At 62.6% G+C, this 14330-nt stretch carries 13 protein-coding genes, 4 pseudogenes and 1 other annotated feature; of the genes and pseudogenes, 12 read left to right on the forward strand and 5 right to left on the reverse strand.

The window, feature by feature from the left end; genetic code table 11:
- Nucleotides 1-70 precede the first annotated feature (70 nt).
- Both QNM97_RS01610 and QNM97_RS01615 read left to right on the forward strand, forming a co-directional pair.
- Nucleotides 71-475, forward strand: a complete 405-nt coding sequence (locus tag QNM97_RS01610; RefSeq protein ID WP_283821306.1) for an ImmA/IrrE family metallo-endopeptidase — start codon at nucleotides 71-73, stop codon at nucleotides 473-475.
- A gap of 31 nt (nucleotides 476-506) precedes the next feature.
- Nucleotides 507-1649 carry a hypothetical protein gene (locus QNM97_RS01615; RefSeq protein WP_283821307.1) on the forward strand — a complete coding sequence of 381 codons (1143 nt, stop codon included), beginning with the start codon at nucleotides 507-509 and terminating at the stop codon, nucleotides 1647-1649.
- Here the strand turns inward: QNM97_RS01615 and QNM97_RS01620 are convergent.
- A complete protein-coding gene (locus tag QNM97_RS01620; RefSeq protein ID WP_283821308.1) occupies nucleotides 1594-1800 on the reverse strand; it encodes a DUF1731 domain-containing protein in 207 nt (68 codons plus the stop codon). The genes QNM97_RS01615 and QNM97_RS01620 overlap by 56 nt on opposite strands.
- Nucleotides 1801-1962: 162 nt before the next feature.
- Here QNM97_RS01620 and QNM97_RS01625 point away from each other — a divergent pair.
- Nucleotides 1963-3213, forward strand: a pseudogene (locus tag QNM97_RS01625) (IS3 family transposase).
- Nucleotides 2244-2373: a sequence feature (AL1L pseudoknot), on the forward strand. Its footprint overlaps the pseudogene before it by 130 nt.
- Before the next feature lie 174 nt (nucleotides 3214-3387).
- Here QNM97_RS01625 and QNM97_RS01630 read toward each other — a convergent pair.
- Nucleotides 3388-4224, reverse strand: a complete 837-nt coding sequence (locus tag QNM97_RS01630) for an IS3 family transposase (RefSeq protein ID WP_349632345.1) — start codon at nucleotides 4222-4224, stop codon at nucleotides 3388-3390.
- 259 nt (nucleotides 4225-4483) lie between these two features.
- Here QNM97_RS01630 and QNM97_RS01635 point away from each other — a divergent pair, with 259 nt between their 5' ends.
- The gene (locus tag QNM97_RS01635; RefSeq protein WP_283821310.1) at nucleotides 4484-5545 is read left to right on the forward strand and encodes an IS110 family RNA-guided transposase; all 1062 of its coding nucleotides are present in this window, start codon (nucleotides 4484-4486) and stop codon (nucleotides 5543-5545) included.
- 34 nt (nucleotides 5546-5579) lie between these two features.
- On the opposite strand, the pseudogene QNM97_RS01640 reads toward QNM97_RS01635, so the two are convergent.
- Both QNM97_RS01640 and QNM97_RS01645 read right to left on the reverse strand, forming a co-directional pair.
- Nucleotides 5580-5849, reverse strand: a pseudogene (locus QNM97_RS01640) (transposase); the annotation flags it as partial.
- Nucleotides 5850-5913: 64 nt separating this feature from the next.
- Nucleotides 5914-6930 (reverse strand): SRPBCC family protein, encoded by a 1017-nt coding sequence (locus tag QNM97_RS01645; protein WP_283821311.1) that lies wholly within the window; start codon nucleotides 6928-6930, stop codon nucleotides 5914-5916.
- A gap of 479 nt (nucleotides 6931-7409) precedes the next feature.
- Here QNM97_RS01645 and QNM97_RS01650 point away from each other — a divergent pair, with 479 nt between their 5' ends.
- The 5 genes and pseudogenes from QNM97_RS01650 (at nucleotide 7410) to QNM97_RS01670 (ending at nucleotide 11149) form a co-directional block, all read left to right on the forward strand.
- Nucleotides 7410-7856 (forward strand): hypothetical protein, encoded by a 447-nt coding sequence (locus tag QNM97_RS01650; protein ID WP_283821312.1) that lies wholly within the window; start codon nucleotides 7410-7412, stop codon nucleotides 7854-7856.
- Nucleotides 7857-8118: 262 nt separating this feature from the next.
- Entirely contained in the window at nucleotides 8119-8691 is a 573-nt protein-coding gene (lppU, locus tag QNM97_RS01655; protein WP_283821313.1) for an LppU family putative lipoprotein, read from the forward strand.
- Nucleotides 8692-8801: 110 nt separating this feature from the next.
- Nucleotides 8802-10073: pseudogene (locus tag QNM97_RS01660) on the forward strand (IS3 family transposase).
- Nucleotides 10074-10121: 48 nt separating this feature from the next.
- Nucleotides 10122-10442 (forward strand): transposase, encoded by a 321-nt coding sequence (locus QNM97_RS01665; RefSeq protein ID WP_283821314.1) that lies wholly within the window; start codon nucleotides 10122-10124, stop codon nucleotides 10440-10442.
- Nucleotides 10443-10444: 2 nt separating this feature from the next.
- Nucleotides 10445-11149 (forward strand): IS3 family transposase, encoded by a 705-nt coding sequence (locus QNM97_RS01670; protein ID WP_283821315.1) that lies wholly within the window; start codon nucleotides 10445-10447, stop codon nucleotides 11147-11149.
- Here the strand turns inward: QNM97_RS01670 and QNM97_RS01675 are convergent.
- A pseudogene (locus QNM97_RS01675) lies at nucleotides 11097-12469 on the reverse strand (IS30 family transposase). The gene QNM97_RS01670 and the pseudogene QNM97_RS01675 overlap by 53 nt on opposite strands.
- A 128-nt stretch (nucleotides 12470-12597) precedes the next feature.
- On the opposite strand from QNM97_RS01675, the gene QNM97_RS26580 reads away from it, so the two are divergent.
- The 3 genes from QNM97_RS26580 (at nucleotide 12598) to QNM97_RS01685 (ending at nucleotide 14260) form a co-directional block, all read left to right on the forward strand.
- The gene (locus QNM97_RS26580; RefSeq protein ID WP_172398992.1) at nucleotides 12598-12825 is read left to right on the forward strand and encodes an integrase core domain-containing protein; all 228 of its coding nucleotides are present in this window, start codon (nucleotides 12598-12600) and stop codon (nucleotides 12823-12825) included.
- Nucleotides 12826-12940: 115 nt separating this feature from the next.
- Nucleotides 12941-13453 (forward strand): SRPBCC family protein, encoded by a 513-nt coding sequence (locus QNM97_RS01680; protein ID WP_283821316.1) that lies wholly within the window; start codon nucleotides 12941-12943, stop codon nucleotides 13451-13453.
- 102 nt (nucleotides 13454-13555) lie between these two features.
- Nucleotides 13556-14260 carry a response regulator transcription factor gene (locus tag QNM97_RS01685; protein WP_283821317.1) on the forward strand — a complete coding sequence of 235 codons (705 nt, stop codon included), beginning with the start codon at nucleotides 13556-13558 and terminating at the stop codon, nucleotides 14258-14260.
- Nucleotides 14261-14330: the final 70 nt, after the last annotated feature.

The following is a 14330-nucleotide window of genomic DNA, read 5'->3' on the forward strand; positions in this document are numbered from 1 at the left end:
ACTACCGCGAACTGACGCACGATTCCGTAGGCGACTGATTGCTCACCGCACTCGACGAGCTCTGCGGCTCATGACCGCAGACCGATCAACAACACCCGATCAGTTGGCTCTCAAGATCGCTGCGCAGTTGGGTACCCAGGTCGAGTTGATCCCTTACGATTTCCCGGCGCGGGGGCCGTACGGTGCGACTTTTGCCGACCGCGATGGATACGTCGTGTTCTATCAGCGACAGACAACGCCCACCCATCGCGCACATCACATCGCCCACGAGCTCGCGCACATACTCACCGGGACTGTCGAGCGAGTCGGGCAGGGACCACCAACCCCGGATGTGGAGGCCGATGCGGAGTTGGTGGCTTCGGTCATCGTCTGCTCGACGGGACTGCGAGCTGACAGAGCTCGTCGGGAACCGCAACCGACCGACACCCTGACCCGGCTCGCCTCGGTTCTCGACGATTATGTCGAGCGGTGGTAGAGCGATGTCCCCTGCGGTCCAATCGGTCCTCGTGCCGGTTATCGCCATTGTCTTCGTGTGGCGTCTTGCCCGACTTCTTCTGCAACGTTTAGCGGTAGCCCGCCAACCGCTCGATCGCACGCACACCTCCATCACCATGGTGTATGGGTCGTTGACCGTGTTTGCTCTCGCCACCTACTTCGGCACTGAGTCAGATGGGCGCGAGGTCTTCACCATCCGCGTCTGGCTCGTGTGGTTGGAATATCTGGCGATCATGGCCGCAGCACGGGCGCTGGCACAGGCATTCGGTGCGAAGAGCCACCGCGGTGGAATCGTGATTTCCGGCGTTGCCATGATCGGCGGATGCCTGGCAGCTGCAACACCAGCAGCGTGGACGGGCACATTCGTCAATGCCCCGGCTACCCTGCTGTGGCTGTACTTCGTGTGCACGGCCACCTACATTCCCGCATGCCTTGGTTCGATCGCCGTTTCTATCGCGCGGCACCCGAGAGCGCAAGGAAGCCTCCTGCACACCACAGTGATGATCGGTGTCGGTGCCGCCGGGCTGTCATTGGGGATAGCCCTCAACGCCGTGGAATTCGCCATATACCTCACAGGCCACCGCTTGCCGCCACTCATTGAGACCGTATCGCGTGCACTACTCGACGCCGGTTTGCTCCTCCTCGTCATAGGCACCCTTGCGCCAGGGATCCTTGGCAGGCTGGCGTACCTGAAACGGACGTTCAATCTCACTCGCGAGTTGCACGCCATGAGCGCACTCGATGCCGCCCTAAGTGACATCCTGCCGTCCACACTCGGTCCACCTCAGCAACGAGTCCTTCTGACTCCAGGGAGTATCCGACTCGCGCATTACTGCCGCTACATTCGGATCCGAGACGCGCTCACGCTACTCAGCCCCGCCATCGACGACCCGGAGGATCCCCGACAGCTGGCCGAGCAACTTGTGCACCTCCTCAAGAATCCGATCGCCGCTGATAGCGGTCCCGCACAACCCATCTTGTCCGGAGACGATAATGACGATTGGGCCCCAATCATCACACTCAGTAACAGCTACCGTGCAGCACATAAGGCCCGACATTGCAGCAGATGGCAATCGTTGGCAGATGCGAGGGACTGCGTCAGGACGGTAGAAGGCTGCCGAGCGCGCCGTCGAGGAACGGATAACGAAACGTGAAGCCGATGTCGTCGAGCACTTGCGAACGCGCCCGGCGTCCGGTCAGCCCGAGCGCGGGGTCGGTGCGTAACCCGAGTGCTCCCAACTTCAGCACCACCGCAGGAGTTGGTGGTGCGGTAGGACGATGCACGGCACGACGCACTGCTGCCATGAGGTCGACGTTTCGGACGGGGTTCGGACTCGCCGCGACGACGACACCTGACGGTAGCGAACGAGCCGGGTCGAGACCGAAGGCCAACCGTGCAACAGCCAGCCAGTCCTTGAACCGTCCTGGGTCTGGTGGAGACCGTGATCTCACCAGGAGAATACGGATATGGGAGCACCACGGAAGTTTGATCAGGAGACCCGTGAGCGGGCGGTGAGGATGTATCGGGATCGGCTTGCCGAGCCCGGCGAGTCCAAGTCAGGAGCGCGTCGTCATGTCGGGGAGTTGCTCGACATCAATCCGGTGACGCTACGCAACTGGATCGAGAAGGACACTCCGATCGTCTCCGGATCGGGGACGACGGTGGCCGCCCATGACGCGGAATTGCGTGAACTTCGGCGGGAGAACGCCGAATTACGCAGAGTCAATGAGATTGTGAAGACAGCGTCGGCGTTTTTCGCCGCGGCGGAGATCGACCGCCGACTTCGTTGATCGTCGAGTATATCGACGCTGGCCGCGACCAGTTCGGGGTCGATCCGATCTGCCGGGTACTCACCGAGTACGGAATGCAGATCGCCGGAGTCCACCTACTACGCCCACAAACAGCGGGGCACGATCTCGGCAGCGACACTGTCCGAGGCGTATGCCGCGCACGCCGTCTATCAGCAGTGTGAGAAGAACCGCAGTGTGTATGGGGTGCGCAAGATGTATCACGCGATGTGGCGTGCCGGTCACATGATGGGACGCGACCAGATCGGCCGGCTGATGGGGATCTGCGGAATCTCCGGCGCGGTTCGTGGCTCGCATCGCATCACCACCACCCGTCGCGACGAGACGGCACCGCGCTTCCCTGATCATGTTGAGCGGCAGTGGAATACACCCACACATCCCGATCAGTGGTGGGTCGCCGACTTCACCTACGTGTGGACATTGGCCGGGTTCGTCTACGTGGCGTTCCTCGTCGATGTGTTCTCACGGCGCATCCTCGGATGGCGGGTCATGACCAGCAAGCACATACCGTTGGTGACCAGTGTGGTCGAACAAGCACTGTTCACTCGACGGAGATCCGGATTCGCTTTTACCTCAACGGGTTTGGTGCATCACAGCGATGCGGGAAGTCAGTACACGTCGTTGGCGTTCACCGCCGCCTTGACCGAGGCTAACATCACCGGTTCCATCGGATCGGTGGGTGATGCTCTCGACAATGCGCTCATGGAATCGGCGATCGGCCTCTACAAGACCGAGTTGATCGACACCGGCCGCACCTGGAACGATCGGGGCCACGTCGAACGAGAGACCGCCGCCTACGTCCACTGGTTCAACACCGAGCGATTGCACTCGTCTCTGGACTACTGCCCACCCATCGAGTACGAGACGCGCTACCGTGACACCGTCGCCTCCGAGGCGGAGGTGGCCTAAACCAGGTCTCCATCCGATCCAGGACGGTTCACCTCTACGTGAATCCAGCTAAACCATCGGCGCCCAGAGCCGATACGCCCCCTAAGCCCCATCGTGCCAGGTCAGTCAGTCGGCATGGCAGGTCCCCAATAACCGGTCCAGGCAGTTCTAGAGCCAGTTGCTACTTGCAGTCGATCAGTCGATCTCGCAGCCCACGGGGTGATGCCGGTGGGTGCATCCGGCAGCGTACTCGGCAGGGGTCTTGTAGCCCAGTGCCGAATGCCGGCGCCGATGGTTGTGGTCATCCTTGAAGTCGCCGATGACCACACGGGCCTCCAAGATGGTGGGCCAGCAGTTGCGGTTCAAACACTCGTCTCGCAACCGGTTGTTGAACGACTCGATGAACCCGTTGTTCCACGGCGTGCCCGGCGGAATATAGGAGATCCCCACCGACCCGGCACAGAACTCCCGCAAGGCCTCTGAGATGAACTCCGGGCCGTTGTCCATCCGCAACACCAGCGGCGGGCCACCCCAGATCGCGACCGTCTTCTCCAACTCCTCGATCAATCGCTCGGCCGGGATGGAGCGGTCCACGATGTTCAGCAACGACATGCGGGTGTGCTCATCGACCATCGACGCGATCTTGATCCTGTGTCCATCGACGGTGGAGTCGAACTGAAAGTCCAATGACCACACCACTTTCGGCGCGTCCGCGACCACGATCGGTACCGAGGACTGGCCCGCCCGCTTACGGCGAGGAGCGCGCCGCACCTGCAAACCCTCCTCCTTCCACAACCGGTGGATCTTCTTCTTGTTGATCTCGATGCCGTCGTCGAACCGTAGGTGCGCCCACGCCCGACGAAATCCGTGACGGGGGTTCTTACGGGCGGCGTAGGTGCGCAGTTGCTCACGGACCGCCACGTCCGGGTCTGCCGGCGTCTGCGCTAACGGCAGCTGCCGATAGGCTGAGCGGGAAAGCCCAAAAACCTTGCACGCCATCCGTTCTGATATGTTCATCACGTCTTTGAGCATGTCGATGGCGGCGCGTTTGGCGGTCGGGCTCAGAATTTTCCAGTCATGATGGTTACAGGCCTACCGCCGAGCGGTCCTGACCCTGAATTTTCCTGGCCCACTCGGTGCCTTCCGAAGGACCGGTCGGTCCGATCGGCGGTAGGCCACCGCATCCATGCGGTGCAAGGAGTAGTGACCTGATAGGAGCCTGCCGCTCGAACGGCCCGTAACTGGCCTGTCCGCCCTTGCTCATCCCGGCCAGGGAGGGAAGGACACTACATTGACCGCCGGCCCGAAATCACCAATGATCTACGCAGGTGTGGACACTCATGCCGATACCCATCACGTCGCGATAGTCGACGCCAACGGCCGAGAAGTGGACGACCGCGAATTCCCCGCCACCACGGAAGGATATCGACTCATCCTTGAGTGGCTGTCATCGTGCGGGACCATCGTCGACGTCGGGATCGAAGGGTCAGCATCCTACGGGGCAGGACTTACCCGCTATCTGCACAACGCGGACATCTCCGTATCTGAAGTCCCGCACCCCAGCCGCCGATTGCGTCGGGCAAGCGGCAAGAGCGACGAACTCGACGCCTACGCAGCAGCACGGGTCGTTCTGTCCCGCCACCAGCTGTCGACGCCCAAACGCGGTGACGGCGCGATCGAGGCGATACGAGCACTGCGTGTGGCCTCAACCAGCTCAACCAAGGCAGCCACCGCGTCAATGAACACGCTGCGGGCGTTGATCGTCACCGCACCCGACGAGCTTCGCGAACAGCTACGGGGCCTGAGCGCCGCCACGTTGCTCACACGATGCGTCGACCTGCCGACCGATGCTGAACGCCTCAGCGATCCCGCTGAAGCGACCAAGATGGCATTACGCTCGCTGGCCACCAGGTCCAAGCTATTGCGCAGCGAAGCAACACAACTGAAGAAGAACCTGGCCGCCTTGGTGGCCGACGCAGCACCGGCAACATCGGCAGTCTTCGGACTGGGTACCGATACCGCTGCCGCCCTACTCATCACCATCGGCGACAACCCCGACCGGCTCCGCTCCGAAGCATCCTTTGCCCACCTCTGCGGAGTCGCCCCAGTACCCGCATCCTCAGGCAAGACTCATCGGCACCGACTACACCGCGGTGGGGACCGACGCGCCAACCAGGCACTGCATACCGCCGTGATCGTACGGCTCCGCTACCACAACGGCGCCCGCGAATACGCGAATCGCCGCACCACAGAGGGCAAATCGATGCCCGAGATCATCCGATGCCAAAAACGCTACCTCGCCCGAGAAGTCTTCACAGCCCTCCGGACCGACTACCGCGATCTCACGCCTTGACATCTATAGGAGCGTCGACATCTATAGGAGCGTCCTTCGCGATCTCCCGCAGTGCGTCCTTCTCCAACTCCGCATCGGCGAGCAGTCGCTTGAGTCGGCTGTTCTGATCGCGCAGTTCTTTGAGCTCTTTGGCGGCATCGGCGTCCATGCCGCCGTACTGGCGGCGCCAGTTGTACAACGTGGCGGCCGACACCTCGAGGTCGGCGGCGATCTCCTCGCCGGTCTTTCCCTCCGCCGCCAACTCATCGGCCCGGCGCAACTTGCGCACGATGTCCTCGGCCGAGTGCCGCTTCCGTCCTGCCATGATCCCTATCGTCCCTTCGTACCCTCATCAGGGCAATCAGGACTCTAGAACAGCCCGGACCGGTTCACGGGGGACACGCCAGGCACATTGCCGACGCTTGACCGTCCATGACGATCGAGGTGCGCACGATCACCACGTGGTCGGCGTTCGCACCGTCGACCGAGAGTTCCCACGGCACCGCCACCCCGGTCATCTGAGGTAACCCTCCGATCACCGGTGTGTTTTCGGTGCACCAGGCATCGCCGGTGTCGCTCCAGATTGCGGTGGTACTCGCCTGCAGCCAGTGCGAGACCGAGGTCGGCCGCCCTGCTGACGCGGCCACCAACGCTCGGGTCGCCTGCACACGCGACTCACGTAAAGCTGCGACCTGTCGTCTACTCGGACGACAGTCGACCAGCTTGCCCGCAAGATTGACCACGGCCAGGTGCTCGGTGTCACTGAACAGGCGTGCCCACGCACCGACTGTGCGGCCATCCCAGACGACTTGCTCGTAGGGTAGGCGTTCGTTGACGTGCCGGGTGAGAATCACCGGACGGTGGCCTCTGCAGGTGAGGTCGGCAAGGTGCCTTCCGAGAGCTCCGCTTCCGCCAGCAATGGCGACGGTCAACGAGTCGGTGGCAACGGTGCCGGCGAGCCGGGCGAGCCGGGTGAAGTCGCCGCGATCGGTCAGGTGCGGGACAGCCGAGAGAATAAGCCGAGCGATCGGGTCCGATGCTGCAGTGGCGGTGACAGTTTCGCTGACCAGGCACCCACCGTCAACGTCATCGATCCGGTACTCGATCACGCTGACACCCGCAGGCTCTGGCTGGGTGATCTGCAGGTACCGATCAACAGGGCGTCTGGTCAGCGTGAACGGCGGTGCGAGCCGACGGTGCCCGGCAGCAAGCAGCGGCCGCGCGGGCTCGAACGATCCGCGGGCTCCGGTATCGGGCACTGAACAGGTTGTCGCTGAACACTCTTCGACCGAAACAACACGATATCCACTGTGCCACTCAGGAAGCCGCCGAACATCACCGACAACCGACCACACCTTTGCCGGGGAAAGGGCTACGAACTGCGTATACGACCGTGTGCTCGGCATGTCACCACGGTATGCCGAACAACACGATAAACGACAGTCACGATCATCACGTCGAATGTCTCGGTTCGCGACATGGTCAGGTGTGTATATCCGAGTCCGCCCGGTGAACGCGACGTGTGGGGGTACTCCATGTGAATGAAACCTAGCTGGGCGTTTCTCGCTCAGCGCCTCAGGGTCTATGTTCTATCGGTGCTCGCCGACTACATTACTGAGGTCAGTGATTCTCACCCCGAGCACCGCGAAGCGAGTGCGACTATCGCCTGAAGCTGGCCTTTGTGGCTGTCAATCAGCGCCGGTCGTGCTCTGCGTGCGTGAGTCGGCGCGGTGGCCTGAAACCGCGGGTTCGATGATCGAGGAGGCACGTTGTGAATACCTCAAGGCCTATGTTCGGCGAGTCCGAACCTGGCCGTCCGGCGCAGAGCACACCACAGAACTTTGGGCAGCCATTCGGGCAGCCTCAGAATTCTGCAGCAGGACGGATGAATCCGATCCCGGGTGCCTATCATCCGGGCGGTGGCCAGGGCGCGCCGCCGGTGCAGGCGGGTCAGCAGCAGGGTGTCGCCATCGACGCGAAGTTCTTCCCGTTGATGTGGTTGCTGTTCTTCATCAAGCCGAAGATCGTCGTCGACGGCCACGAGTTTCCCGGCACGTGGGGCCGCAACGAGATCCCGCTGCCGCCGGGACAGCATCACGTGCACGTCCACGTTCCGTACTTCCTGCCCCCGCGGATCGGGCCCGCCGATTTCCCGGTGCTCGTGCAGCCCGGACAGGGCGTCGAGCTGGAGTATCGCGCGCCGGTGTGGGCGTACTCCCGCGGTTCGCTCGGCCCTGCGCCACAGCAGTACAACGGCGTCGGTCTGGCGATCGCGATCTCGGTCATCCCGATCGTGCTCATCATACTGATCGGACTGCTCGCCATCTTGTGAGCAACACAGCAGCGCGCGGCGAAGCGCACCTCGGTGGGCAGAGCCTCGCCCGCCCAGTCGGCGTTGGTCGAACATGCACTGCAGGACAAGAATCTAACGCCCACGGAGCTGAATACTCTTGCTGTCGCGAATTGGTGAAGCGGGCCAGCATTGCCACGTCTTGGAAAATGCCCCTGGGTTCCGCGCTGGTGATCGATTCACAATCGCATTACACGAAGTGCGATTCGGCTTTCGGTTTCTTCTACACACACGAGGATTTCTAGTGAAAACATTGCTATGTAGGCGCAGAATCGGTGTTGCACAGCTGGGGCTGATCGCTCTGACCGGTTTGGTGTTAACAGGATGTTCAGCATTGCCATTCGGGGATTCGACACCGGTTTCGTCGGTGTCGGAAAGTCAGGACGCTGGTGGTGATGTTGACTTCGCTGCCGAGATCGGCCAGTGCGTGTACTTGTCCGGGACAACACTGGAAGCGAATATCGCACATGCGACCTGCGGGCGGGCACCTGCGAACTACGTGGTCGTTGCCAAGGCGCCAACAAAAGAAGCCTGCCCCTCTGATGTCGACCAGACGTACTACGTGACTGAGGCGGGCAGGCAGCAGGGCGCTCTGTGTCTTGACACTGACTGGCTGGTAGGCGAATGTATGACATTACCCAAATCGAGCGACAGTGATCCGGCGCACGTCCCATGCACAACTACTGATCCCGACGCCCGGCGGATACTTGCAGTTGTTCCAGGAACAACAGATGACACCAGATGCCCGGACCGCACCACAAACTACTTCACCTACGATCAACGGCATAAAATTGTTTGCGTGGAGAAGCTCAACTGACCCAGAGCATCGAGGTGGAGCAGCCGTACACCTGGCAGGTCCCCGATAGCCGGTCCAGGTGAATTGCCCCGGCGTGTCCGGAGACTCTGCTCCTTGGGAAGGATGGAGTTATGTCAGGGAGTACGTCGAAGAGGTACCCGGCCGAGCTGCGTGAGCGGGCGGTGCGGATGGTCGCCGAGATCGGGCCGGAGCACGATTCGGAGTGGGCGGCGATGAGTAAGGTTGCGCAGTTGCTCGGGGTCGGGACGGTGGAGACGGTCCGCAAGTGGTGCCGCCAGGCGCAGATCGATGCCGGTGACCGGCCAGGGGTGACATCGGAGGAGTCGGCGGAACTGAAGAGGTTGAAACGTGAGAACGCAGAACTTAAGCGTGCCAACGCGATTCTGAAGTCTGCGTCGGCTTTCTTCGCGGCCGAACTCGACCGGCCACAGCGTTGATCGTGGCCTACATCGACGAGCATGTCGGCGGGCGTGAGGGCGAGGATGGTCTGCGGTGGGGTGTCGAGTCGGTCTGCGCCCAGCTCACCGAGCTGGGCGCGAAAGATCGCCCCCGCGACCTACTACGAACACCGATCACGCACACCCACCTCCCGGGAGGTCCGCGACGAGGATCTGAAGCCGAGGATCGCAGCGGTGCACGCCGCGAACTACGGCGTCTACGGAGCCCGGAAGGTGTGGCTGACAGTGAACCGTGAACGCCCGCAAGAGGAACCGCCGATCGCACGTTGCACCGTCGAAAGATTGATGCGCGAGCTCGGCCTGGAAGGTGTGGTCCGCGGGAAGACCAAACGCACCACGATCAGCGACCCGTCATCGCCGAAACCATCAGATCTGGTCGGTCGCCGATTCGCACCGCTGGCCCCGGACCAGTTGTGGGTTGCCGACTTCACCTACGTCTCGACGTGGTCGGGCTGGTGCTACACCGCGTTCGTCATCGACGCCTACGCCCGCCGGATCGTCGGCTGGGCGGTGGCAACGTCGATGACCAGCAAGCTTGTCCTCGACGCGGTCGAACAGGCGATCTGGACCCGCCGCCGCGAAGGCCGTGACCTCACCGGCCTGATCGCCCACCACGACCACGGAGTGCAGTACATGTCGGCGACCTATTCCGAACGCCTCGCCACCGCCGGAATCAGGCCCTCCACCGGGGCTGTGGGCTCCTCGTATGACAACGCTCTGGCCGAGACGATCAACGGGCTCTACAAGACCGAACTGATCAAACCCCGCCGGCCGTGGAAAGGCCTCGACGACCTCGAAATCGCCACCGCGGAATGGGTCGACTGGTTCAACCACCGCCGACCCTACGAGTATTGCAACGACCTCACCCCGGTCGAAACCGAGCAGGCGCACTACGCTCACCACCAGACCCCAGCAGCAGCTTGATCCGTCCCGGTGTTTCCGGAGGGTTCGTCTCAAGGGAGAATGAAACCTATGGCAGTGGCAGGATCGAAGCGATACTCGGATGAGTTGAAGCGCGACGCGGTGGACATGGTCGAGCAGTTGGTGGCTCAGGGGTCCACCGAGTGGGCGGCGATGGGCAAGACTGCGGATTTGCTCGGAGTCGGCTCGGCGGAGACGGTTCGCCAGTGGGTGCGCAAGGCGCCGTCGGGCGCCGCCAGCGCGCCAGCCAAGGCCGATAGCGAGGAGGTTCGACGACTCAAGCGCGAGGTGGCCGAGCTCAAACGAGCGAACGGGATCCTGAAGGCGGCGTCGGCTTTCTTCGCGGCCGAGATCGACCGGCCACACCGCTAATTGTGGAGTTCATCCGCACTCACCAGGGACATCAGGTGGGTGCGGATGGCCTTGTCTGGGGCGTCGATTCGATGTGCGCCGTGCTCTGCGAGCATGGTATCCACATCGCCCCGTCCACTTACTATGATCACATCAACCGCGGGCCGAGCGCCCGCATGTTCGCCGATGCGCAGGTCATCGATGCGATCTTCGCTTTGCGCCGGAAGCGACCGCTGATGCGGGTTCTGGGTTCACGCAAGACATGGATAGTATTGCGCAGCAGTGGTATTGATGTTGCTCGATGCACTGTTGAACGAGTGATGCGGGAGATGGGATGGCATGGCGCGAGTAAGAAGAAGCGAGTGCGTACGACCATCCCTGATGCGGCAGCGTCGCGGCCGGCGGGTCTGGTCGACAGACAGTTCTATGCTGCGGCACCAAATCGTTTGTGGGTAGCCGATTTTACCTACTGCCGCACGGAGTCGGGGTGGGCGTACACGGCGTTCGTTATCGATGTGTTCGCCCGCAAGATTGTCGGCTGGAAAGTGGCCTCGGAAATGACAGTGAACCTGGTTACCGATGCCATCAACAACGCGATAGACAACCGAAAGCGTTGCGGTGTAGTTGATTTAACGAGACTCATACACCATTCAGACGCGGGATCGCAGGGCGGATTCAACCGGTCGTCGCAACACTTGACTGTGTCTGCGACTGTAGCAGTTCGTTGAATGCCTCGGCCGGTGTTCGCCATCCGAGAACCTTGCGCGGCCGGCTATTGAGGGCAGCTGCGACCGCCCCGATCTGGCTTCGATCCCAGCGAGCTAGATCGGTGCCCTTCGGAAAGTATTGCCTGAGCAGGCCGTTGGTGTTCTCGTTGGTGCCTCGCTGCTACGGGGAGTGCGGTTCGGCGAAGAACACCGCGGTACCAGTCTCGACGGTGAACTGAGCGTGTTGGGCGAGTTCTTTGCCTTGGTCCCAAGTCAGCGACTTTCTCAACTGCAATGGCAGAGAACCCATGTGATCTGTCAAGGCATCTCGCATCGCCTGTGCGCCGTAGCCGCCCAACGCCGGCCCGTTCTTCACAGGAGCGTCGATACCGTAGCCAGGCAGACGTGGGAGATGGATCAGCATGGTGAACCGCGTGCTGCGTTCGACCACCGTGCCGATCGCCGACCGGTTCAGGCCGATGATCACCTCGCCTTCCCAATGCCCCGGCACGGCGCGATCAGCAACCTCGGCAGGTCGGGCACTGATCAACACCTCCTCGGTGACGTGTCCGGTGGCCTTACGACGCGAACGCGCCCGCGGCACCCGCAATGCCCGGCCGGTGCGCAGGCAGGTCACCAACTCGCGCTTGAGTGCACCACGGCCCTCGATGAACAGGGACTGATAAATCGCCTCGTGAGAGATCCGCATACTCTCATCATCCGGGAAATCAAGCTCAAGGCGATGGGAGATCTGTTCGGGACTCCACGCCACCGCCCACCGCCGATCCTCACGACGAGGCTTGTTGCGGCCCTTCCACTCTCGCGGTTTCGGGCCGCTGACTACCTGCCCATCCTCATCGCGCACCACACCCTCGAGACGGTCCTGCACATACTCACGCAACCGTGGGTTGGCCACCAGTTTGGCCTCCTTCGGTCGACGCGCCATCAGCTCCGCTTTCCACTGCGCCACCGAGGCGCGGTACTGCACCTTGCCGCTACGCGTGGCCGCGTTACGACGCAACTCGCGTGAGATCGTTGACGGCGAGCCAGCATCTGTGCGATCGCGCGAGCGCTCTCACCGCGGTCGTGTGCCAGCGCGATCTCCTCACGCTCGGCGAACGACAAATACCGACCGGACCCGCTGCGCAACTCAAACGGTGCCATGCCCCCACCCTGGCGGAACCAGCGCGACCCAACCGCCTGCGACACGCCGCACGCGGCCGCAGCGTCGTCACTCGTCAAGCCTTCAGCAATCTTGGCCCAGAACCGGCGTTCGACATCGCGGCGATACGGCGGACGGCCCGGCGACCGCATCGCGGGCCTACCCGTCACCGTCACCATCCAACCGTCCGGACGACCCATACAAACACCCTCTCTCCCTACGGGTGTTGCGTCCACCGGTTGAACCCGGTCAATTCACCAGCCATGACATGGCACAGGCCTGCACACGCCACGGGTTGCTGCGCTCGATGGGCGAGACCGGCATCTGCTGGGATAACGCCGGCGCAGAGTCGTTGTGGTCGACGGTCAAGCACGAATACTACAAGCGACACGCCTTCACCACTCGCGCGAATCTTACTGCAGGACTTGACAATTACATCCGATTCTATAATCATGACAGGAGGCACAGTTCGTTAGGGATGATCTCACCCATCGACTTCGAGATCAGCTCGCACGCAAGTCAGCAATCAAGCTAACCGTGTCCATTTTTTCGGGGGAACCCCACTCCCCGGACGGCTGGCCGCAGCGCCCCACCTACTCCGGATGGGCGGGTAGCGAGCAGATCGCCGACAGCTATGGAGAGGGCACGCGATGAGTGCCAATCGCACCCAGCCCGACACCCCCGATCAGCCCGACACCGAGTCGATGACCGTCACGCGTCACGTCGACGCCTCTCCGCAGGCGGTCTTCGCCCTACTGTGCAACCCGGTCCGACACCAGGAGACCGAACCGACGGACTGGGTGCGCGACGCCATCGACACCGCGCCGATCACCCGGGCCGGACAGATCTTCGCGGTCAACATGTTTCTCGAACAGGCCGGCGGGCACTACGTGATCCACAACCTGGTCACCGCATACGAACCCGACCGGGTCATCGCGTGGCTGCCCGGGCAACTCAACGACTCCGGCGACCACGAATCCGGCGGCTGGTGGTGGCGTTACGAGCTCTCACCCGACGACGACGGCACCCTGGTGCGGCTCACCTATGACTGGACGAACACGCCGTCGGCCTTCCGCGAGCAGGTCGGCGGCATGCCGCCCTTCGGCCGTGGCTTTCTCGAGCAGTCTCTGGCCAGTCTCGACGCCGCGCTCTCCCGGACCTGAGCGGTCGCCCGCAGTCTGCCCCATCACCGCTGGTCAGGCCTCACAGAAAGCTCCCAGCCGGATGCCAGCCGCGTGGCAGACTGGAGGCGGAAGGTGATACACGTGAGCGAAACGGGTCAGGGAGCGAAGGTCCTCGTCGTCGACGACGAGGCGAACATTCGTGAATTGCTGTCAGTGTCATTGAAGTTCCAGGGCTACGAGGTGGAGACCGCCTCGGGCGGCCCCGAGGCCATCGACCGATGCCGCAACTTCAAACCCGACGTCCTCATCCTCGACGTGATGATGCCGGGGATGGACGGATTCGGACTACTACGGCGCCTGCGTGCCGACGGGATCTCGGCGCCCGCGCTGTTCCTGTCGGCCAAGGACTCCGTCGAGGACAAGGTCAACGGACTCACCGTCGGCGGCGACGATTACGTCACCAAACCGTTCAGCCTCGAAGAAGTGGTGGCCCGGCTGCAGGTCCTGTTGCGGCGCAGCGGTTTCGACGAGCGGGCCAAAGAGGTCTCGCGGGTCACCTTCGCCGACCTCGAACTCGACGACGAAACCCACGAGGTGTGGAAGGCCGGCAAGCTGATCTCGTTGTCGCCGACCGAGTTCACCCTCCTGCGCTACTTCATGGTCAACGCGGGCACCGTGCTGTCCAAGCCACGCATCCTCGACCACGTCTGGAACTACGACTTCGGGGGCGAGGTCAACGTCGTCGAATCCTATGTCTCCTACCTGCGCCGCAAACTCGATTACGGTGTCACACCGCTGATCCACACCTTGCGTGGCGTCGGATACGTCATGCGGGAGCCGCGGTGAGCCCGAACCCGCATGGCCCGAACCCGCACGGCCCGAACCCGCATGACGCGGACCGGACCGATTGCGGCAC

It is taken from the genome of Gordonia sp. L191 (assembly GCF_030077625.1).
GTDB lineage: Bacteria > Actinomycetota > Actinomycetes > Mycobacteriales > Mycobacteriaceae > Gordonia > Gordonia polyisoprenivorans_A.